The organism is Aliikangiella maris (genome assembly GCF_040719265.1).
GTDB classification, from domain to species: Bacteria; Pseudomonadota; Gammaproteobacteria; order Enterobacterales; family Kangiellaceae; genus Aliikangiella; species Aliikangiella maris.
Genome location: NZ_JBFDAH010000006.1, coordinates 167570 through 190433, shown reverse-complemented (window position 1 = coordinate 190433; position 22864 = coordinate 167570). Strand labels below are relative to the sequence as shown.

Here is a 22864-nt window from a genome sequence, read left to right as displayed (position 1 = left end):
CTGAATATGACTAACTGAGCGGCTTAATCAGTTTTTTCTTAAGCTATTATCTTAAGCGCGAAGTTGTTAGTATCCATCGGTCATGAGGCACTTTTTGTAACAATTAAATCATGCTTTTTTTGACCAGTTTCGATATTTGTTGCCTTTATTTTTTTCTCAGGGCTTTATTTTAGTGTCTATCTGTTAAAAAATAAGGCCTGTAAAATTTAGGGTTATAACAATAAACAGATTCACTCATATCCAGTGATAGGAGTATCAATGTATAAATTTGGGACAATACTGCTGTTTCTCTTTTTATTGGGGGCTTGTACCAGTAAAACAGAACGGCTTCAAGAACAAATTCAAAAGGAAGTTGGCGCTGTTGAGTCGCAATTGGAGCGTTTATCGAAGGGACTAAATAATCAGACGGTGCTTAATGCGGGAATTTTAAATCAATATGCCACACAACTTGGTCAAAGTAATTCAGAGTATGCACCGCTAGCCAAGCTCCTCGGTGAGAATGCCAAAACTAGTGGGCCGATGTACCAGTCTTTGGTAGAAAGACTGAATACGGTAAAGCTGTATTCGGGTGAGTCGGTTGAGCAACTTGAAAAAAATCTGCAAGAATTAGAATTACTCAATGAAGCTGCCAACCCTGCAATGTTCAGTGATGCACTGTCTGATCCAATTAATGTATTAGCCGATGCTTCAAACGGTAAGTTGCCTAGAGTGCAATCAATTAGCCGAGAGCAAGAGGCTTCAAGTAACCGTCAATCAAATTTGGGCAATGGTGCACAATTGATTGGTAATCCGCAATACGGACAATGGGTAACTGGTAGCAATGGCATGAGTTTTTGGGAGTGGTATGGTGCTTATGCATTAATTTCTGATTTAATGGGAGGGCGTCGCTACAACTACTCCACTTGGGGAAGCAATCGACCCTATTCTTATTACCATGACTATGGACGTAATCGATATACCAAACCATCTGTTTTTAACAAGCAAAACCAAATTGAAGCGCGTACTCAAAAGACTTTTTCCCAGCAGGGGAAACGTTTTTCCAGTCCCTATGCTAAAAAGCGAACTGGTGCGGTTGGCTTGAGTAAAGCCAGTCAAAGCAGACCATCTTCCGGGAGTTTTCGTAAAGCTTCAACATTCCGCCGATCGGCATCCAGTTCTGGACGTCGAGCGCAGTCGAGAACCAGCCGCGGACCTAGCCGCGGAAAATAAAATAAAAGGATCAGTTAAATGAACTTAGATCAATTACAAATTTGGAACTTACAGGCATTTTCTCTCGACCTGTTAGTGTTCGTTGGATTGCTGATTAGCTTGAAGTTTTTAAAAGGCATCCTCTCAAGTGTTCAGTCTCAGGCGGAATTAGTTGATAAAAATAATGCAGCTTTTGGTACAAGTCTTGGTGGCGGTATTCTGGCTGTCGGGATAATGTTAACTGGGGTTGCCTCAGGTGATTTTGCTGATTCGCTTGTCGAAGAAGTCACCGCCATGATTGTATTTGGCATTCTGGGATTGGCATTGGTATTGGCAGGACGCCTTTTACAAGACAAGCTGGTATTACGGCAAGTGGATATTCATGGCGAATTGGCAAAAGATAATCTGGCCTGTGCGCTTTTAGATGTCGGTCATATGCTCGCTGTTGGTTTAGTTGTCCGCTCCGCAATGATTTGGATACCTAACTCTGAATTTAACATTATTCCTATTTTGGTTGCCGCTTTTTTCCTGTCACAAGTAGTGTTGATAATTGCTTCAATGTATCGCATGCAGCTTTTTAAAATGCGCAATCGAGAGCAAGGTACTAATTTGCAAGGGGCAATATTACAAGGAAATACCGCGTTAGCACTGCGTTATGCAGCATTTATTATTGGTATTGCATTGGCAGTTACAGCTGCGTCGAATGTTGTGGTATTTGACTTTCAAAACGCTTGGCTGTCAGCCGCTAAATGGTCGGGACTAGCACTACTGTTTGCACCAGCTTACGCCATTATTGTTATGCTAATGCGCAAAATTGTGCTAAATGGAGTCGATGTTGCTGAAGAAGTCGATCGCCAAGGGAACATTGGTATAGCGGCTGTTGAAGGCGCGATCTTTATTGCAACGGGGCTGGTTGTAACCGCATTAATTTAGTATGAACTTTTCTATCCAGGCAAAACGTTGGAGACTACTCGGTCACGATATCGTTTTGCTTGGCATAATGATGATATTAGCTGCCTGTGGGCTAATTTACGAATATTTGTTATCTCATTACGCAGGTCGAGTGCTCGGTATTATGGAAAGCACCATTTATGCAATGATTGGTTTAATGATCGTTGCTATGGGAATCGGTGCATGGTGTGCCAAGTGGTTCAAATTACCTTTTTCTGCTTTTGCCTGGCTGGAGCTACTGGTTGCGTTTTTAGGGGCGTGCAGTGTCTTGATTATTGCAGCCATTATTGCTCTCACCGATAGACTGCCTGGACTGGTCGCCGATATTTATAATATGCCGCCGGATACGGTTTTTAGTGGTGGCTTGTTCGAACAACTTAAGATGCTCAGCCGCACTTTGCCATACTGGTTTGGATTTTTGCTGGGGTTGCTCATTGGAATGGAAATCCCGTTAATTGCTAAAATTCGAGAAGAAATTTACGGGCGCCATTTGCAAAATAATGTAGGTACAATTTATGGTGCTGACTATATTGGTGCCGGAATTGGGGCTGTGATTTGGGTAAAATATTTATTAACCATTGATATTACCATGGCTGCAGCGGCAACCGCATTGTTGAATGTAGTTGCGGGGAGTATTTTTCTCATTCGTTATTGGTCGAGTGTTAAATGGGCGCGATTGCTGATTGCTTGCCATATTATGATGTTGCTAATTATTGGTGTGGTTATTGAAAGTGGTAATCGCTGGATGAGTGATTTTTCAAATGTACTCTATCGCGATAAAGTGCTTTATCAGACTCAAACCCGTTTTCAAAGTATTACTTTTACTCAGCGCTATATTGGTACCGATAGAAAACCGATTGTTGATTTATATTTAAATGGTCGACTACAGTTTAGCAGTTTGGATGAGTCCATTTATCATGCGATGCTGGTTTATCCAGCAATGCTGGCATCTGCCCGTCATGAAAAGGTTTTAATTATCGGTGGTGGAGACGGACTGGCACTGCGAGATGTTTTAAACTGGCAACCAGAGCAGGTAACACTGGTTGATTTGGATGAAGGACTGGTTGAACTGTTTTCTCAAAAATATGCGGTTCACCATACCGAACAAGTCAACGCTTTACGGGCTAAATTAATGACGCTCAATCGACAAGCATTTGAGGATCCTCGGGTTGATGTGATTTTTGGTGACGCTTTTATTGAAGTTGAACGGTTGCTCGAAAAACAACAACGGTTTGATGCCGTTATTATTGATTTACCCGATCCTAGCCATCCTGATTTAAACAAACTCTATTCCGACTACTTTTATGCACGGGTAAGGCAATTAGTGAGCCAGGATGGGATAATGGTCGTTCAATCGACTTCACCTTTTCATGCTAAAAATGCTTATATCAGTATTGCAAAAACCGTAAAACAAGCAGGTTTCTTACATGTGGAGCAATATCGACAAAATGTGCCGACCTTTGGTGAATGGGGCTGGACCATTGCCAGCAAGGCGGGACGACCAGTTTCGGCGCGTATCGCAGAGGTCAAAGCGCTGCCTGTAAAAAGTAATTATGTAACGACTGATTTACTGACTGGTGCGTTTGCTATGCCTGCGGGGTTTTATCAAGATATTGACGTAATCAAGGTAAACTTTTTAGGAAGTGGTGTTATATATGACTACCATACGGCTGCCTGGCAACGTGATATTGGTGTTTTCGCACCGGGTAATAATGAGTAGAATTTAAAAAAATTTACAAACTGGGCTTGACATTTTATGTCGGCTTTATTATCGTTAACTCACACAAGACATTTTATGTCATAACAAAGAGGGTCTTTCAACCATGTCTTTAAAAGATTTGGCTACTCAACTAAGCGGGTTAGTTCAAGATGGTTTTGCATTGGATGTACTTCCAATTCAAAAGGGAGAATCAGGGGAAATCTCTGTTTTGCAAGTTACAGTTGAAGGGTTTGATGAATTGCCAATATTTGTAACCGCAACGGATGAGCAAATTTTATGTGTTACCAATTTGTTTACCAAAAGTGAAATCAAAGCTGAATTAGAGAATGAGCTAAATGCAATGTTGCTGCGTTTAACAGTCAATGTTCCACTGAGTTCTTTTGGCATGATTGATGAGCAATATATTTTGTTTGGTGCGATGGGAGTTAATACCATTGTTGAAAATATCGCACACGAACTGGTTACCCAGGCTGAAAATTCACTTGAAGCCTTGGATGCATTGGAAGAGTTTTTAAAGTAATAAAGTTTAATAAGCCCAGGAGAGTAAATATGAGTATTTTAAAAAAACTAGTAACAGCAATTCGTGGTGGTGCTCGAGAAGTGGGCGAAAGTATTGTTGATGCTAATGCGTTAAGAATTTTAGAGCAAGAAATTGTTGATCAAGAAAATGCTATTGCCAAAGCTAAGGATTCATTAACTGATGTCATGGCCGACCAGTCAAAAACGGCTCGTCAAATTAATGCGCTTAAAGAGCGAGTTGCAGAGCACGAAGGATTTGCTTCTCAAGCGCTCGAAAAAGGTGATGAAGCATTAGCGCTGGAAGTGGCAGAAAAAATTGCAGAATATGAAAATGAAATTGCCGATCTGCAACCTGTGTTAGATAACTACAAAGCTAGCGTTATTAGTTTGAAAGATCAAATTAAAAAGGCTGAGAAATCTATTCAAGAGCACCGTCGTGAACTGTCAGTTGTTAAAACCACAGAGAGTGTACAAAAAGCTAGAGTTTCAGTGAACTCATCGCTTTCTTCTGGTGTATCTAAATCGACAGCTGCCAGAGAATCTTTAAATCGTATTAAAGATCGTCAGCAAAGAATGGAAGATAAAATCAAAGCTTCCGAAGAATTAAATGCTGAAAATACTGATCAGGCGCTAAAAGATCGATTAGCTGCTGCCGGAATTGGCGACACTAAATCAAAAGCGAATGATATTTTAGCAAGACTTAAAAACAAGTAATTACTATCTGGCGGGTGAGGTGACTCACCTGCACTTAATCTGAGAATAAATATGTTCAGTAAATGGTTTGGAAAAGATAAGTCTGAGACACGAGCACTGAGTGATCCAGCACAATTACAAATTGATGATATGCTGGAAATGGTAGACTCTTTTGGTTTACCCGAGCAAGTACGCGGTAAGACTTTTCAGGTTTCTGCGATTAATACCTATGAATACCAACGCGAAAGGGAAACTGAGTTTGTCCTAAAAGGGGATGACAGTTTTGCCGTTCATATGACAATTGAAGATGATGATGGTGAAAAGTATATTAATTTTACTTTACCCATAGAACGTGATGAAGTTGAACACTTATTTGATATCGACACATTCAGTCAGGTGTTTGATGAAGATGTTTGTCGAGAAACGATAGAGGTTATTGGAGATACTGCTGGTTATGAACGTTGGATAGCCCCCAGTTATTTTCAACAAGGTGGTTGGTATAAAGGTTATTTTTATCGGCGGGATTTTAGAAAAAACGCTATGCCATCTTATGAAGAAAAAGATGCCGAGCCATTCGAAGGGGTTACTTTAAGCTCTAAAGATGATAAATTTTTTGTTTCAATTGAAGTATGGGAAGACGGAACAACTGAAGTCTTTTTAGGTATATCAAGACCTATTGCCGATATTCAGTCATTGTTTGGAAAAGTTTAAAGTGACGAAAATTAATCAAAAATGGGATAAACAAGCTGAAGCTGCCAAAGCTACTCAGGTTGCTTTTGATGTGAGTGAGTCAATTTATCATTTTATTCAAACTGAATCTGCCGAAAATAAACTCAAACCATCTGACTATATTCGTAAAATTCTAGGTCTGGATTTTAAGCAGAAAAAGGTTAGACCGAGATTAACAGTAACATTAACTAACGAAGATTATCAAAAGTTGGGTGATGAGTTTGGCATCGATCCAGATGATAAAATTGCCATTAAAGCCGCAGTAACAAATAAACTGATTAATTTAGCAGATCAATAGACGACAAAGGTAGCAAGAAGTGGAAAAACCAAAAGGGGCAGGCGGAACAACTGGTGGTGTTGGTCGATATTTAAGTGGTTTACTAATGATGTGTGTAGGGACCTATTTGTTTTTATCCAAAGTGATTGTGACAACTGGAGCATTTTCACACGGATTTGGGTTTGGTACACACTTATACGCTGTTGGGAATGGCTACGGTATTACCGGCGGGATGATTTTTATTCCGTTTATTATTGGTATTGTTATGATTTTTTGGAATAGTAAAAATCCATTAGGTTGGGTTTTATCAGGATTTAGTCTGATTGCTCTTATTGTTGGCATTATCGTTAATATCCGTATGACACTGGCACCAATGAGCGCGTTTGATATGATTGTATTAATTGTATTGATGGCTGGTGGTGCAGGGTTATTTTTTAGTTCGCTGAGAAGTTACGATAATTAATTTTACGGTTATTTTACTTTTTCAATAGTTATCGGAAGGATTGCAGCAATTAAATACAACTGAATCGAAAAGCATTAATCGATTCAGTTGCTAAAATAAAGCATAGTTGTCAAACACTAGAGGTATAAAAAAATATTATCAAAACACTGAATCAAGCTACATCACAAAATTAAAGCTTGCTGATTCTCTCTTTTTTAGTTTTAAATTTTTGCTGTCTTTTCAATTGGATTTTTTTTCAGCCATTCGTGAGCTTCCTGTTCCAGTCTTAATATATCTTCATGTTCTAAATCAACTCTTATATTTAAGCGATTGGTTAGACCTTCTTTCGAGCCTCTTTCGTCAGCAATTTTAAACCAATAATAAGCACGCTTTCTGTCTTTAGCCTGGCCCAGGCCATTGTTGTATAAAATACCTAGTGCATTAGCCGCGTCGGCATAACCATTTTTTATTGATTTTAAAAACCATTGTTGGGCTTTTTGATAATTCTGCATATCGCTTTGGTATATTACGCCTAACATATATTGAGCAAAAGCATTGTTAGCTTCAGCGGCTTGTTTGGCGTATTTTAGAGCTAGTTTGAGATTTTTAGGGATGTCTTTTCCTTGATAATAAATATTTGCTAGACGTGCCATAGCGGGATAGTGGTTTTGCGCCGCAGACTGTTGATACCACTCCGCCGCACGGCGTGTATTCTGGTTTACAAAAATTCCTTCTTCGTACAAAAAGCCCATTGTTTGCTGTGCTAGCGGTTCATTTTGCTTGGCTGCCTTTAAAGACCATTGATAGGTTAACGAATTGCTTGGATTTGTTCCCCAACCCCAATAATACATTAGGCCCAATTTGGCCTGTGCTGTCACATTGCCTTGTTCAGCAAGCAATGTATAAAGTTCAAATGCTGTTTCATATTCTTGTTGCTCGTATGCCTTGTTTGCTTTTTGTAAATCATCGGCATAAGTCTCTGGTGTTACCAATAGAAAACAGATGAAAAGAAAGTGCAGATATTGTCGGTTTTTCATTGCAAACTCCAGTATTAATCAATGTTGAATATTTATGACTTGAGTATGGTAAAAATACCCATTTTAGAGGATTGGTTAACTTATACAAGTTCTAATTTTGTGCGGTACTTAAAAGTAAATTTGGTAATTTTTACTGGTACTACCGTTGAATATTTCGGGTTTTGTTATTTTTACGACACATAGTGTATGGTAAAATAAGAATCAGTCTCAGGTGCTAGTGTCATTGAGTATTAGATGGATTTTACTCAAGTAAAATTAAGTCAAGCTAGGTAAAATTGAGCTAGGTAAGTCAAGCGGCTGGATTTGATTTGTTGAACTTTAAATAGATTGAATTCTAATAGACGTAGATTTAACTAACACTAATTAAAGGTGCGTATTAAAGTCATCAAATACTTTAATTGCGATATATAGTTGTTAGTTTTTGGCTGCATGGTAATTGGCTAAATTGTTTTGGCTAAACAGTTACTCAAATGACACAGATAATCGGGAAGCTGGTGTTAAATCCAGCACTGTCCCCGCAACGGTGATGTAATCTATTCAATAGATAACAGGTGATTACAGGAAATACTTGTAAATTATTGCAAGGCTTAACCTCCCTAGATTGCTCTTTTTAAGAGAATAGGGCATTTTTGCTAATAAATCATCATGTATTTTTATTGAACGATTCTAAGTCCGGAGACCGGCCTTTGGCTAACTTATTTTTCAGGCGGGGTGTCCTGTAGTAATGCTGTATTAAAACTCAAGCGTTATATTTACTTTAACAATATGAGCTTTGAGTTTGATTGAACGAGTAATTATATTGAACGAGTTTTTTTACTCGCTCAATTATTTTACAACCGTTTGATTTTTGCTGCATGGGGGGCTCGTGTTTCTCTATTAAATCAGGAGAATCATAATGAACCAATTTGATGATTTTATGGTTTGTTTAAAATCAATGCTCGCAGTGTTTTTATTAATTATCTTAACTGTCATTGTTTTATTCTAAAAGCTGGTATACCTTGCATTTTCAGGCTTTATCTGACAACACAGAAAATTACTATTTATAATAACTAATCAACAATAATAAAATAATTGATTCGCTATATGGAGCAACTCCCTGTTTTATACTCATTTCGTCGTTGCCCTTATGCAATACGAACACGTATGGTTTTATTTTATTGCCACATACCAGTTGAGCTGCGAGAGGTTGTGTTAAAAAACAAACCACCACAAATGATGGCTGTTTCACCCAAAGGCACCGTTCCTGTTTTGCTATTGGGGAGTGGTGAAGTAATCGATGAAAGTTACCAGATTATTCTGTGGGCTTTACAACAAGTCAAAGATGAGTCGTTGTTTTATTCAAAATCTCAAAAACAACAAAATAAAATACAACAGTGGATTGAACAAAACGATACCGTGTTTAAATCTTGGCTAGATAAATATAAGTATGCAGTACGCTTTCCTGAGGCATCCGAAAGCTTTTATCGACAACAGGCTGAAGTGTTCTTGATAAAACTCGAAAATAGCTTAGCACAACATGCATATATTATAGATGACCAACTTTCTTTAGCCGATATAATGATAGCGCCTTTTATCAGACAGTTTGCTTATGTCAACATTGATTGGTTTAAAGATAGTCAATATGTAAAATTGAACCAATGGCTGTTTGATATTTTAAAATCACCAATATTTACTTCGGTTATGTCAAAATATCAACCTTGGAAAACGGGAGATGAGGCAACAATTTTTCCTGCTTAAACCACAAACGTTGCTATTTAATTACAATAATTACGTCTGTTATTTTGTTGCTTTCTGCAATATGATAGTTAAATTGACTTTAAAATAACGGGATAATAACGTGGCAAAATTAACGCAATTTTTAGGCTTGGTTTTCTTTTTTTTATTTTTTTCATCGTCAGTTTTTTCTAAAAATAATCAGTATGAAAATGATAAGCAAATTATCATTGATAATATTTTTTCGATGTGGAAAGCCGTCGAACAAGGAGATCTTGATAACTATATAAAGTATTTTCATAAAGACTATACGCTATTTGGTGAAGGAGATGCCTATTTGCGTAAAGGTAAAAGTAATGAGAAAGTTGATATTGGAGATTATTTGAAAAGAGCCAAAAATGTACGCACGATGATGCACCATCCTGAAGTAATTATTCGTGGTGATACTGCATGGATTACCTACTATTGGAGTGACTCAGGGTATATGAATAATCAACGCTTTACTTCAAGAGGAAAATCAACCCGCATTTTTGTCAAAGAGAATGGTCAATGGTTGTGTATCCACTCTCATTTTACTGAGCAGGCATAATAGAATAAATATTATTAATAGAAAATTATTAATAGAAAATTGTTGGCAAACTCGTCTGTTAACTGATTGACGGTTTGCCGAACATCTTTGAGTAATAATGCTCACTATTCAAAAAAAATTTATCGATAAGTCAATTATTGGATTAATTTTTTTAATTATTCGGTTAGAGCTTTTCGGCAATTAATGCTTCTAGTTTGATTTGATCTGCTGCAAATTGCCGAATCCCTTCTGCGGTTTTTTCTGTTGCCATTGCATCTTCATTCATTAACCAACGAAACTCACTTTCTGACAGTTGTGCTGGTCTATTTTGATGCTCAGTCTTAGGGGTTAATTGGCGTACGACAGCGGCATTACTGGTGGTCAACTCGTTCATAAGCGCAGGGCTAATGGTAAGTCTATCACACCCGGCTAACGCTAATATCTCACCAATATTACGAAAACTGGCACCCATAACAATAGTTGGGTAATTCATTTGCTTATAATATTGGTAGATTTGTGTAACTGACTTAACGCCTGGATCTTCTGTTGCACTATAGTCTGATTTGCCGGTCGCTTTTTTGTACCAATCAAGTATTCGTCCAACAAATGGTGAAATTAAATAGACACCCGCTTCAGCGCAGGCTCTGGCCTGAGCAAAACTAAATAGCAAAGTTAAGTTACAGTGAATACCTTGTTTTTCTAAAATTTCAGCAGCACGAATTCCTTCCCAGGTTGAGGCAATCTTAATTAATATTCTCGACTTATCAATTCCAAGTGTGTCATAAAGTTCGATCAGTTTCTGCGCTTTCTCTACCGTTTGTTCGGTGTTAAAAGAGAGTCTTGCGTCTACTTCAGTGGAAACTTTTCCCGGTATGAGTGAAAGAATTTTTTGGCCGATTAAAACACTTAAATAATCAGCAGCTTCGATAATTTGCTGTGATTTTTCAGTAGACTGTTGCTTGGCATACTGAATAGCTGCGTTTACCGTTTCATCATAATCTGGTAGAACGGCGGCTTTTAATAGTAACGAAGGATTAGTGGTTGCGTCTTCTGGGGCGAAATCTGCAATGGCATTAAAGTCACCTGTATCTGCAACAACAGTTGTCATGCTTTTAAGTTGTTCAAGCTGATTAGGCATTTCTCTACCTTATTTCTGGTAATCAAATGAATAAATCGACAATAGAGTGGATTGAATGCAGAGTCAATAGAGATTTATGACGGAATGATAAAACTTTAATTAATGTTAATAAGACTAGTCGCTATTATTGTTTGACAAGATAAACAATGATGTATGGCTCCCTAAAGTGAATGCTTTAAGGAGCCAAAGAGTGATTATTCGGCGATTAAATCGAATTCGTCACGCAAGATCTGAATAATTTCAGCTCGAGGATTTTCTGATAAGGTTAATTTTTTACCGATAATTTTTTCGGCAATATCTAAATAGGTATTAGAAACATCCATAATCGCTGATTCTGGCAGTGCATTTTCTTTGGCTAAAGCACTGCGTTCGGCCATACGATCTTTATTGAGTAAAATATCTGGGTCAGGGAAATGATTAAGTAAAAACTGTCTGAAGTTTTCTTTTGATTTTTCAACGATTTTTCCTTCACGTTGAGAAGGGCCATCCCAAATTCGTGATGAATCAGGCGTGCCTACTTCGTCCATATAAATCAACTTTTCATTACCGTTTTTGTCGTTAACATACCCAAATTCAAATTTGGTATCGACAAATACTTGATCGATTTTAGCTAACTCATCGCTGATAACATCAAAACCTTCTTTTAATAGTTTTTCATATAAATCAATATCAGCAGGCTTAGAGAAATTAAATGCCTGGTAATTATCTTCGATATTTTGACGAGTAATATTGACATCATCCTGGGCGGGAACACCCGGAATACCCTCTAAAATACCTTTGGTGGAGGGGGTGATGAGTAATTCAGGCAGTTTCTGGTCTTTTTGCAGATCATTCGCAATTTTTATTCCGCAAAACTCACGTTCGCCTTTGGCGTAAGCTCGCCACATAGAACCTGTGATGTATTGTCTTGCGATTGCTTCAATCATAAGTGGTTTAGCTTTTTGTACAATCCAGACAAATGGATGCGGAATTTCTAGAATATGGCTGTCTGCTAAACCATTTTGCTTAAACAAACTAAACCAGTGATTTGAAATAGCATTTAGCGCTGCACCTTTTCCAGGTACACCGTTCAAGCCGCCTTCACCGTGCCAGATACAATCAAATGCAGAAATTCGATCACTAATCACCATGATGGCAAGTGGTGCGTCTGGTGCGACATCATAATTTCGTTGTTCAATTAGTCGACGACTGTTATCTTCTGTTAACCAGTATACAGAGCGAACTTTACCACTGTGGATCGGCGCATCAGTTCGGATTGGTAAATCATTATTAACGGCCAATACTTTGTCAGCAAGACTCATATCAAACTGTCCTCTTTATTTGTAAAACTTTAAGGGTAGTCTAAAAAATCAAGCATAATCTGCCCAGAGCCCAATTTGCTGTATTCTTATACAGTGTAAAAATGGGGATTTCTTAGACGCAGGATTATAGCAGAACTGCTTTTAGCCGCCAGTAGTTTAGTTTTTGACAATATATCGACGAAGTTTTTGTTTGATTGAATCAAGGTGATGATTAAGTTAAATGTGAGAAAAGTTGATTTGTGAGATAAATGTTAGAAGTATATTTAGAAATAGACTGTATATATTTTAAAGTCAATGTTAATAAAATAGGTAAATAATACCTGCAAATAAATGCGTGAGCCGGTTTAATTTAGACAAAACATCAGTTAGTTTAGTTAGTCCTGTCAATCGGTCGGTGTCTTTATTTAGCGCTGCCGATTGTGGTCATACATACGAGGTAAATGTGATAAATTCTGGTGTATTGATAAGCGCATTTCATACCAGTAAATGTTGTTTAAATTCTATTCGTTCTAGCTTCAATGTTATTTTTCTTTCTAGTAGTTTGCTCGTGAGTGGGCAAGCATTAAGCACATCGGATATTGAGACACTACCTGATCAATTTAAGCAAAGCCAAATTCAACAAAGCCAAATTGAACAAAGCCAAATTGAACAAAATGACGCTAAACAAAGTCAGTCTAGACTGAGTCAGCCCCCAGAATTTGATTTGCAACTGTCTAATCAAGTTTCAAAACCCGACAATGTCATACAGATTATTTCCTCGCGCCATCAGCAGCAAAGTATATTAAATACCCAGTTAGTTACCTTGGATGAGACCATCAGCTTACCTTCATCTATGGTTGAAATGGCGCTTGCTGAGCCTGGGCTTGCGGTTAATGGACAGCCTGGACTTTTTCAGACACTAAGCATTCGGGGTATGGCCAGACAACGCATTCAGGTATTTGTTGAGGGGATGCAAATTACTTCGGAACGACGCGCTGGTATCGCTGCTTCGTTTATTGATCCGGGATTACTCAGTGGTATTGAAATCACTCAAGGGCCGGCATCAACCTATTATGGAAGTGGTGCGATTGGAGGCACCCTACATTTAAATTTACGACGCCAGTCTCATCCTTGGTTAATTTCTGGCTATGACGGTGATGGACATGAATTGATGACCGCTTTGGGCGCTGGTGGTGACAATTATTCAGTCGGTATTGCTTATCGCAATAGGCAGAATGGACGAACTGCCGATGACCAGGTTAAGTATGATCAGTTTGCGCAGCATAATGTATATTTTACTCGGCAGTTTAATTTCGAACAGTTCGATATTGATTGGTTATTGATACAAAGTGAAGCCGATAATATTGGTAAAGATAACTTACGCTATCCCAGTCGAATTACTCGTTATCCCCACGAAGAACATTGGTTGTCACGGTTAACTTTATCGCAGTCTTCGGGTTGGCAGGCGCAAATTTATTTTCACGATCAGCAATTAATAACGGAAGATTTGCGTCCTGAAAAGCGCATGAATCGCGTGATAAATCAGTCGTTAGATAGTGGGCTGAGTGTAGAAAAACAGTGGCAATGGGCTGAGTTTAACGGTCAATACGGAATTGATTACTTTGCGCGGCGAAATGTCGAGAGTGTTGAAACTGAAATATCATTGATCGATCAGCAACAAACACGTTTTCAGTCACTGATTGATGGTCGTGCCGATGAGTCTGCTATGTTTTTTATGGTAAATAAATCGGCTTTCGATTGGCTTTGGCATGTTGGTTTAAGAGCAAACTATCTTGTGCAATCTGCTCAGTTAAGTGAAAAGATTACAGATAATTATACGACTTACTTTTTTGGAGCTGAGAAACAAATTGATAAATGGAATTTGAGGCTAAATTATGGCACAGGATTTCGCTTTGCAAGCTTGTCAGAAAGGTTATTTGATGGCTCTACTGGACAAGGTCAAAACTTGGGAAACCCGCTGCTGATACCGGAAAAATCTCGTTCGCTGGATGTAGCAGTAAATTATAAATATCAGCAATTTAATATTGATGCCATATGGTTTAAAACAACCGTCGATGACTTGATTGAAAGAGTTTCAATTGATGATGAGCGAAGAACTTTTCGTAATTTAACGCAAGGTAAAGTTAGCGGATGGCAATATCAACTGGACTACGAGCTAAATGACTTTTGGCAGATTGCTCTGTCGGGGCAATCTATTCGCGGGAACAATCAATTGAATTTACCTTTAGCTGATATTCCTCCCGATCGGCATCGTTTGTCATTGGCTTATCATCCGCAAAATTGGTCGTTAAACTTGAGTTATATATATCGTTTGGCCAAAAATGAGGCTGGCGACGGTGAGCGTCCTTTATCCCGCGCAAACTTGTTAGATATGAAGTTTAATTATCAAATTTCCCCTTTGTGGCAGTTACAAATTTCGGCGGAAAATTTACTCGATGAAAGATATTATCATTCTGCAGATGATTTAAGTACTTATGCGGTTGGCCGACATTATGGTATGGCTGTTAAATATTATTTATAGTTTTTTTGTCATTAATTCATGTTACAGGCAGTAAACGCTGATAATATTTTATCTTATTTTATCTTTAAAAGATTATCAGCGTTGGTTTATACCTAATACGTTTATTCAACACAAAAACTAAACGGCAACGATCACTCGTATAGCCTGAAGTTTTAAATAGGTATTGCGCAAATATTTTTCTAAAATTTGAGTTTGTGACTTAACAAACTTGATTTCTTCTTCCCGAATATTGGGATTCTTTTTACGTAAGGAAATCAGTCGATTTAATTCTTCTGCTTGCATGTGCTGCATTTTTTCAACGACCGAATCGAGTGTCTTATCGGCTTGCTGTTGGGCTTTTTTCTCTGCTAATTCAAGCATTTTTCTGAACGATTTAGACTCACTCTTTAGTGCTTGTCGTGAAGCATTTTTAGGAATTTTATGACATTGTTTACTTAAGTTTTCGTGCGATACTTTATCAGCCAGATTGTTGCCTTTAATATCGGTTAATACACGAAACATTTTATAAGGTAAAAAACGCTGTGCCTGCAAATAACGCGGTGCGACACATTCAATATCATACAGCACTTCCATGAGTAATGTGCCAGCTTTGATGGCTTTATTTTTTAAAATACAGACACTGGCATTGCCTTTTTCTTCTGACAGTACCAGTTCAATTGCGCCAGTTACCATGGGGTGTTCCCAAGAAAGAAACTGCATATCATCTCGGGATAATGCTATTTGTCGATCATAGGTTGCGGTAATACCATCTTCTGGTAACCCCGGAAACATACCAATAAACATATGGTCACCCGGTTGAATGATATAAGACTTCAGCGAGTGATCCTCAAATTGGATGCCGTATCGGTCCCAGCAGGATTCTAAAAACTTTTGTGGTGTTAAACAATCTCTTTCGGCCACTCGCTCGATTAATTGATTTGCAGTCGTTTCATTATAAGAGGCAAGTTCAAGTAGTTTATCACGTCCAGATTCTAGCGCTTTATTAATATCACTGGTCACTGCTTGAGTCTGTTCAATGAGTGCTTGCTGCTTGGTTTGATCAGTAAAATCGATAATTGCAGCAAACAACTGTGATTGTGTTTTTTTGAATATAGCATTACCAGCAGCATTAGTTTTTTCAAAAGCGTTCATTCCTTGGTGATACCAATTAAAAATCACTTCTTGTGCCGATTGCTGCATATAAGGCACATGAATTTCAATATCTTGTTTTTGACCAATTCGATCAAGTCGGCCAATGCGCTGTTCGAGTAAATCAGGATTTGCTGGCAGATCCATTAATACCAGTTTATGGCTAAATTGAAAGTTTCGACCTTCACTTCCAATTTCAGAACAAAACAAAGCTTGAGCACCATCTTCCATGTCAGCAAAGTGCGCAGCAGCTCGGTCTCGACTGATTATGTCCATATCTTCATGAAAGGTACAACAATTAATACCCAGTTTAAATCGGCAGTGCAAATCGAGAGCGATGGCGGTATCTTTATGCGCGCAAATGATGAGAATTTTTTCGTTTAAGTTGCTTTTTAAAAAATCTTTAAGCCACTCAACTCGAGGGTCAAACTGTGTCCATGATTCGTTGCGCTCTTGTGTTTCAGGGTGTAAAAGTTGATTAACGGTTGCTTCTTGCGAGTCACTGCTATCTGGTTGATATTCCGCACAGCTAGCAAGCGGATGAGCAAATACTTTGCGTTGAGGAAAGCCTTTTATATTTTTACGTGTGTTGCGGTAGAGCACCCGCCCGGTGCCATTTCGATCAAGTAATTCTTTAAGAATGTCTTCGCGGTTTTCTTCGCTGATAGCTAAATCATCAATGTGTGTCGCGATTTGAGCTTTTAAAGAATCATCCCAAACGGCTTTATCGTTAAGTTCCGTAACCAGTTCTGCAATTGGTTGATAGGCTTGTTGCTCTTCAATAAATGACTGTAAGTTGTGAAACCGATCTGGGTCGAGTAATTTTAATCGGGCAAAGTGGCTTTCTTGGCCTAGCTGCTCTGGCGTTGCAGAAAGCAGTAATAAGCCGGGAATTGAACGGGAAAGTTGTTCAACGCGTAAATAGTCTTCTCCGGGAGATTCGGGATGCCACTCTAGATGATGGGCTTCATCAATAACAAGTAAGTCCCACTCTCCTTGGCCTAATAATTTCATATCGCACTGAGCGAAAAAATCACTTGAACACAATACTAATTGTTCCGATAAAAACGGATTTTCGATTTCGATATCTTCGAAATCATATTCACCTTCAAAGGCAATATCATCCAGGTTGGTCAGAGAGTCGACTCGCTCTTGATCAAAAATACTAAAATGTAAATTGAAACGACGAATCATCTCGATAAACCATTGGTTAACCAAATGTTGGGGAACAATGATTAATACTCGATGAGCCCGATGATTAAGTAATTGCTGATGAATAATCATGCCGGCTTCGATAGTTTTTCCCAGTCCAACTTCATCCGCCAACAATACTCTTGGGGCATGACGATTACCGACTTCCGCAGCAATATGAAGCTGATGACCAATCAGATCGACTCTGGGGCCTTGCAAACCATGAATCTCGCAACGTTCTTGTTGCTCTTTAGCTAACATCGCCTGATAACGCAGCTCAAACCATTGAACCGAATCTACTTGACCCGAAAATAAACGATCAGAGGCTTTACTTAATTCGATATGGTGACTCAGTTGAGTTTCTGGAATGGGGACAATTTCGGTACTGTTACCAGTTTGCTTGCTCATATAAACCAGAATGTCATTGAGTGGTTGAACACTGTCTACTTGTAGTATGTCACCATGAATGGTTTCTATTTGGTCGCCTGCTTCAAAGGTAACCCGACATAATGGCGCGTTATTTTTGGCATAAGTTCTTTGATCTTCATTTGAAGGGAAATAAACCGTGACAAGGCGGTAATCTACATCCTGAATAATGCCTAATCCAAGTTCGGTTTCATTTTCACTGAGCCAACGCTGGCCTACGGCAAAGTCTGTCATGATATGTTTAAATTGTATTAAAAAAGCGAATGTTTAAGCATTTACATGAAATATCGGAAAGGCGCGGATTATAGCACCACACCGTTGAGGAAATAAGCGTTAATTTAGAAACTTTTAAAATTCGGACAATCCGGCCATATCTAGCGGGGTTAAGAGTGAAGAATCTAACTTATGGCAAGGCGACATCAAATAAGGTTACTTTGGCTGATAAAAAACGGTTAAATCAGCTAAATACGGAATAAATAGTGACTATCATTTAGAAAAATATAAAGATTATTAATTTTTTATATAATAGTGAATTACTAATAAGCTATTGTTTTATATTGTTTTATCTAGATTCTTTTGTGAAATTTTGGTTATGATTACGTGTAAAACCATAACTATCTTAATATTTTTGCTAATCTTATATGAATTACAATGAAAACTAATTTCGGAGGAGTCAATGGCATTGTTTAAAACGGCTCGTTTAATTGTGCGGGAATTTAATCTGGAAGACGCCCCGTTTGTTTTTAAACTGGTGAATGAGCCATCTTGGATTGAGAATATTGGTGACAAAAATATCCACAACATTGACGATGCAAAAAATTATCTACTCAATGGACCAATGAAGAGCTATCGAGAAAATGGTTTCGGATTGTATTTAATCGAATTAAAAACCACTGGTATGCCAATTGGCATGTGTGGGTTGGTCAAACGAGAAGGATTAGATTGTCCTGATGTTGGATATGCGCTAATGCCCGAATTCTGGGGATTGGGATTGGCCTCAGAAGCGGCAAAAGCCACTTTGGATTTTGCAAAAGAAGCCTTGAGTATTGAGCGTGTTCTTGGCGTTACCAGTGTTGAAAATGTCGGCTCTATCCGTGTTTTAGAAAAAATAGGTTTAAGATTTGATCAAATCATTCAGCTGCCAGGGAGTGAGCAACTTAGCCGTTTATTTATTCCTATTGATGAAGTTGGCTCAAGTGATGGTTTAATTAATGCCGAAAGTGAACCCCTTTCTGAATCTGTCACGTAATCTTTGTCTTAATGGTTGGTGTGGCATTTTGATTTGATTTGCTGAAAAAACTGCAGCAAGGCTCATCGCTTTTTAACTACATTTTTTCTACAAAAAGTTAACAGATATTACGTTTTCTCTTCCCCAAAATAATGGCTAAAAATTATCCTTGGGGAACTGCTGATGTATCGATTTATCCACACTTTTATTCGATTTATTTATTACATTTTAAACAATGGTTTGATTGGTTTATTCAAGATTATTGTCGGTGTATTGGCATTAAGCACTTTGGTTTATTCAAGCGAAAGTGTCGAGACACAGCAAAATCAAATTCAAACTGAAACTACTCCCGCATTATTGATCAGTAGTGAACTTAATCAACGCGACCATGAAAAAACAATTGAAATTTATGGTCAGCGAAATAGAGCATTGAGCGAAGTAGATGAAGAAACTAAAAAATTATTACAGGTTCCTGGAATTAATGGTGATCCGCTAGCGGCTATTTATAGCTTACCCGGCGTGGTAATTGCCGGAGGTGACTATGGTGGGCAACCTGCCATTCGTGGTTCATCGCCAGATGACAACGCTTATTACATTGACTTTATGCCTGCCGGATATATTTTTCACGCATTTGGCCCAAGTATTTTTAATGAAAATCTAGTACAGAAATTTGAACTGCTGCCAGCAGCATTTGATGCGCAATATGGCGAAGCAACTGGCGGTATTATTGATGTTTCGTTGCGTGATCCACGCAATCAAGCGCTAGCTGGTGTATTTGATTGGAGTCTGTTACAAACCGGAATGATGGTTGAGTCAGGTTTATCCGATAGTCAGGCGTTTTATTTGTCTTATAGAAAAAGCCTGCTGCATTTATTTATTGAAGAAAATGAAAAAGATGAGGATGGACTGACATTTTATGAGGCGCCCCAGTCAGATGATTATCAGGCCAAATACCAGTGGTTAATTGGCAACAATCAACGTTTAACCATTTCAGCTAATGGGGCCAGTGATTACACCAGAGCCAATATTGCCAGGGAGTCAGAAATGGGACGAGCTGATCCTGAGTTTATTGGGGATATATATTATGATGAAAACTTTGATAGTAAAGGACTTCGGTGGGAGCATTTTGGTGAAAACGGTGGCTATTTGAGTGTGGCATTTTCGCTGCTTAATGATCAGGAATTACTCACTTATGGTGATGGCCAATATATTGATCAGACTTATCAAGAGCAGTTTTTTCGCGGCTATTATCAGCGTAATTGGTTGAGCAAGCAAAAGTTGACAATGGGCGTAGAGTTACGTCAGTTTGATTTTGATTACCGTTTCGATATTGTTCCTTATTTTTGTACCGATCATCAGCAGGATTGTGAAAGCCAGCGCGGGACTCAGATTCGTGATGCCGCAAAATTGAAACAAACGACACAAGCGCTTTATGCTACAAACCTATGGCAATTCAGCGATAGTTGGGCATTTGATTTTGGTGCACGAGCAGAATATAACGATTACACCAAAGAGCATATATTTATGCCGCGAGCCGGATTAAAATGGTTTGTTAGCAACGATTTAACAATTAATACCAAGCTTGGAAAATATACCCGATTTCCCGATGCTGAAACGGCTATAAGATTATTAGGGAATCCTCAAATTCGTTCGCCATTGGCAAATCATTTTTCGATAGGAGCCGACTATCAATTTTCAGCGTTATGGGCGCTTAAACTTGATTTGTATGTAAAAGATATGTCGCGTTTACCTTTGGCATTATCTGATGACGATCCTGACTATGATTTACATTATGTAAATCAAATGTCAGGGCAAGCGAAGGGAATTGAAATTTTGCTTGAGCGTGACAAGGCTGATGACTGGTATGCTTGGGCCTCTTTGAGCTGGTCCCAGTCGGAGCGAACAAATGACAGAACCGGAGAAACTAAAGAATATTATTTGGATACGCCTTTGATATTTAACCTTGTGGCTAATTATCAATGGCATGAAGCCTGGAATATGGGAATCCGCTTAACAATTCGAGATGGACAAAAATATACGCCGATTATTGGTTTGCGGCCAAACGATAGCTTCGAAGGTCACTATTTGCCCGTTTATGGCGAACTAAATGGAAATACACTACCTTTGTATCATCGCCTTGATATACAAGCCGAGTATCAATTTGCGATGTGGGGAATGGATGCCGCTTTGACCTTTGCTGTGATAAATGCGCTGGGTCATAAAAATGTAGAAGGCTACTTCTTTGCGCCTGACGGTAATGAATCTCTGGATAATTTTAAAGTTGAAGAACAAGAAGGAATTGAGATGTTTCCTGCTATCGGGTTTAAGCTACACTTTTAATTATTCGATGTGTTCTTGGCATTTGCTACAATTTCTGACAAATTAAAGACAGCTTTTGCTCAGTTTCCTGCTGGTTGATTTGTTATCATTCTTTTGCAGATTTCTAGCAGTAACAAATTAATTAAGCAATAAACATCAGTGATAATCAGATAGTATATAAAACTGTCAAAAAAAGCAGAGAATGAAAAGCATTGAATGAGTAATGGTATAACGCATGAATGTGGAATTTAAGTGGCAAGTTAGGTTGTTAAATCGCATACTTGGGCTCATCATCATTGGTTTTACCTGTGGTGAAGTTAATGCAGACAATCATCTGCTGGCTAGGCCTGATGGTGTGGAGAGGAAACTGTTTGGTGCAACTGAGCTTGAGTTGATTGAAATTAATATATTCTCAGAGTTCACCTCGAAGTCTGAGTCTATGTTAGCGATTGAGGCCGTAAATCAAGAAATGGTACCGGCTGAAAATCCCACCGCTGCCTCCACATCAACTCAAACAGCAAGTCATTCATCGAGTTATATTGATACAGCTGAAACAACTAATGAGGAGCTGTCTGAAGAAAAAGCATTTTACTATGATTTTCAGTTTTCAGTTGGCGCTGCCTATTACAATCAGCTCTATCTTGGCAACGATGAAACTGGGTTTTCTCCGGCAATCGCGTTAACAGTTGATCTGGGTTATAAAGATTTTTTCTTTGAGTCAAATCGAAAGAACCGTTTGAGTGCGGTACTTGGTCGTGTATTAATTGGTTATCACCTTTGGCAAGATGAAGAAAATCAGCTCGATATTGTTAGTGGCAATTATGCCCCCGGCATTGAAAAAAAAGATGCTGATGATAATGTTATTCCCGAATTGGTAAACCTTAAAGAGCGCCGGGATGATTATAACTTTGGTGTTCGCTTCAGTCGATTAACTGGCTCAACCTATATGTCTAGCGAATTAGTCTATGATTTAGTTGGACTTTCTCATCATGGCTGGGTGTTAGACAGCTATATTGGTAAAGTTAATTCCTGGGGCAACTGGGATGTAAATTATGGAATTGGGCACACATGGGTATCACAAAATGTCAGCGATTATTATGTTGGAGTGAAGCCTGCCGAAGTTTTACCTGGTATATATCCTTATAAAACAGGTAGCGGCTATACTTTGAATATTGAGTTTTCGGCGCAATATCCTGTCTCCGAAAACTGGGTATTTGAAGCTGGTCTTAACTATAGCTGGCTGTCTGATAATCTGTATCGTAGTCCTCTGGTAATTAATCAAGATGTCCTGACCGCTTTGATAGGGTTTGGTTATGTTTTTTAGTAGCAGTAACAAGCTGCTCAATATTGGATTGCTTCTTTTATTGGCAATTATCTCTGCCGAACTACAGGCTGCTGAAAAATTAAAAAATGCGAATGAACCACAATCGATATCAAAAACAACACTGGATATTATGCCTAAAAAGTGTGTTGCATTAAGAAAAGGGCGAGAATGTTTTGCGCGTATTAATGTTTACTGGCAAGTAACTCAAGCTGGAAATTACTGTTTGCGTCGTCAGGTTGATAAAATGATAATCAATTGTTGGCAAGCAGAAATTAGTGGTGAGTTTGCTTATATTTTTCGTTCAAAAAATCCGGAAGTGCTTGAGTTGATATCCCAGGAGTCTCAAAAAAAAATTATCAGCGCTTCTATTTCCGTTGGCTGGGTTTATCAATCACGCAAACGAAAAGGTCGCTGGCGCGTCTTTTGAGCAATGTTGTTGTTTTGTTGAAAT

General features: G+C 38.5%; 19 protein-coding genes and 1 riboswitch. Of the genes, 15 read left to right on the top strand and 4 right to left on the bottom strand.

Annotated elements, in window-relative coordinates; genetic code table 11:
* Nucleotides 1–258 precede the first annotated feature (258 nt).
* From ABVT42_RS07610 to ABVT42_RS07575, 8 genes are all read left to right on the top strand, one after another.
* Nucleotides 259–1209 (top strand): hypothetical protein, encoded by a 951-nt coding sequence (locus ABVT42_RS07610; RefSeq protein WP_353874014.1) that lies wholly within the window; start codon nt 259–261, stop codon nt 1207–1209.
* Nucleotides 1210–1227: 18 nt separating this feature from the next.
* Nucleotides 1228–2121: a DUF350 domain-containing protein gene (locus tag ABVT42_RS07605; RefSeq protein ID WP_353874015.1), complete on the top strand. Its 894-nt coding sequence runs from the start codon at nt 1228–1230 to the stop codon at nt 2119–2121.
* Nucleotide 2122: 1 nt separating this feature from the next.
* Nucleotides 2123–3859: a polyamine aminopropyltransferase gene (locus ABVT42_RS07600; RefSeq protein WP_353874016.1), complete on the top strand. Its 1737-nt coding sequence runs from the start codon at nt 2123–2125 to the stop codon at nt 3857–3859.
* Between the two features lie 103 nt (nt 3860–3962).
* Nucleotides 3963–4379, top strand: a complete 417-nt coding sequence (locus ABVT42_RS07595; RefSeq protein ID WP_353874017.1) for a DUF2170 family protein — start codon at nt 3963–3965, stop codon at nt 4377–4379.
* A 29-nt stretch (nt 4380–4408) separates the two neighbouring features.
* Complete coding sequence (locus ABVT42_RS07590; protein ID WP_353874018.1) at nt 4409–5092, top strand: PspA/IM30 family protein; 684 nt, start codon at nt 4409–4411, stop codon at nt 5090–5092.
* Nucleotides 5093–5143: 51 nt separating this feature from the next.
* The gene (locus ABVT42_RS07585) at nt 5144–5782 is read left to right on the top strand and encodes a hypothetical protein (RefSeq protein WP_353874019.1); all 639 of its coding nucleotides are present in this window, start codon (nt 5144–5146) and stop codon (nt 5780–5782) included.
* Nucleotide 5783: 1 nt separating this feature from the next.
* Entirely contained in the window at nt 5784–6098 is a 315-nt protein-coding gene (locus ABVT42_RS07580; protein WP_353874020.1) for a hypothetical protein, read from the top strand.
* 19 nt (nt 6099–6117) lie between these two features.
* Entirely contained in the window at nt 6118–6540 is a 423-nt protein-coding gene (locus tag ABVT42_RS07575; RefSeq protein WP_353874021.1) for a hypothetical protein, read from the top strand.
* Between the two features lie 200 nt (nt 6541–6740).
* Here ABVT42_RS07575 and ABVT42_RS07570 read toward each other — a convergent pair whose 3' ends face one another.
* Entirely contained in the window at nt 6741–7556 is an 816-nt protein-coding gene (locus ABVT42_RS07570) for a tetratricopeptide repeat protein (RefSeq protein ID WP_353874022.1), read from the bottom strand.
* A gap of 441 nt (nt 7557–7997) precedes the next feature.
* Nucleotides 7998–8258, top strand: a riboswitch (cobalamin riboswitch).
* A gap of 381 nt (nt 8259–8639) precedes the next feature.
* Here ABVT42_RS07570 and ABVT42_RS07565 point away from each other — a divergent pair.
* Both ABVT42_RS07565 and ABVT42_RS07560 read left to right on the top strand, forming a co-directional pair.
* A complete protein-coding gene (locus ABVT42_RS07565) occupies nt 8640–9293 on the top strand; it encodes a glutathione S-transferase (protein ID WP_353874023.1) in 654 nt (217 codons plus the stop codon).
* Between the two features lie 100 nt (nt 9294–9393).
* A complete protein-coding gene (locus tag ABVT42_RS07560; RefSeq protein ID WP_353874024.1) occupies nt 9394–9858 on the top strand; it encodes a YybH family protein in 465 nt (154 codons plus the stop codon).
* Between the two features lie 163 nt (nt 9859–10021).
* Here the strand turns inward: ABVT42_RS07560 and tal are convergent, their stop codons facing one another.
* The gene (gene tal / locus ABVT42_RS07555; RefSeq protein ID WP_353874025.1) at nt 10022–10975 is read right to left on the bottom strand and encodes a transaldolase; all 954 of its coding nucleotides are present in this window, start codon (nt 10973–10975) and stop codon (nt 10022–10024) included.
* Between the two features lie 194 nt (nt 10976–11169).
* Complete coding sequence (locus ABVT42_RS07550) at nt 11170–12276, bottom strand: phosphoribosylaminoimidazolesuccinocarboxamide synthase (protein ID WP_353874026.1); 1107 nt, start codon at nt 12274–12276, stop codon at nt 11170–11172.
* A gap of 442 nt (nt 12277–12718) precedes the next feature.
* On the opposite strand from ABVT42_RS07550, the gene ABVT42_RS07545 reads away from it, so the two are divergent.
* The gene (locus tag ABVT42_RS07545; RefSeq protein WP_367023593.1) at nt 12719–14797 is read left to right on the top strand and encodes a TonB-dependent receptor; all 2079 of its coding nucleotides are present in this window, start codon (nt 12719–12721) and stop codon (nt 14795–14797) included.
* Nucleotides 14798–14914: 117 nt separating this feature from the next.
* Here the strand turns inward: ABVT42_RS07545 and rapA are convergent, their stop codons facing one another.
* The gene (gene rapA / locus ABVT42_RS07540) at nt 14915–17776 is read right to left on the bottom strand and encodes an RNA polymerase-associated protein RapA (RefSeq protein ID WP_353874028.1); all 2862 of its coding nucleotides are present in this window, start codon (nt 17774–17776) and stop codon (nt 14915–14917) included.
* Nucleotides 17777–18218: 442 nt separating this feature from the next.
* Here rapA and ABVT42_RS07535 point away from each other — a divergent pair, with 442 nt between their 5' ends.
* The 4 genes from ABVT42_RS07535 to ABVT42_RS07520 all read left to right on the top strand — a co-directional run bounded on the left by ABVT42_RS07535 (nt 18219) and on the right by ABVT42_RS07520 (nt 22840).
* Nucleotides 18219–18791 carry a GNAT family N-acetyltransferase gene (locus ABVT42_RS07535; RefSeq protein WP_353874029.1) on the top strand — a complete coding sequence of 191 codons (573 nt, stop codon included), beginning with the start codon at nt 18219–18221 and terminating at the stop codon, nt 18789–18791.
* A gap of 162 nt (nt 18792–18953) precedes the next feature.
* On the top strand, nt 18954–21110 hold the full coding sequence (locus ABVT42_RS07530; RefSeq protein ID WP_353874030.1) for a TonB-dependent receptor plug domain-containing protein: 2157 nt from the start codon (nt 18954–18956) through the stop codon (nt 21108–21110).
* Between the two features lie 214 nt (nt 21111–21324).
* The gene (locus tag ABVT42_RS07525; RefSeq protein ID WP_353874031.1) at nt 21325–22413 is read left to right on the top strand and encodes a MipA/OmpV family protein; all 1089 of its coding nucleotides are present in this window, start codon (nt 21325–21327) and stop codon (nt 22411–22413) included.
* Nucleotides 22403–22840 carry a DUF3019 domain-containing protein gene (locus ABVT42_RS07520; RefSeq protein ID WP_353874033.1) on the top strand — a complete coding sequence of 146 codons (438 nt, stop codon included), beginning with the start codon at nt 22403–22405 and terminating at the stop codon, nt 22838–22840. The genes ABVT42_RS07525 and ABVT42_RS07520 overlap by 11 nt, the downstream gene beginning before the upstream one ends.
* Nucleotides 22841–22864 lie beyond the last annotated feature (24 nt).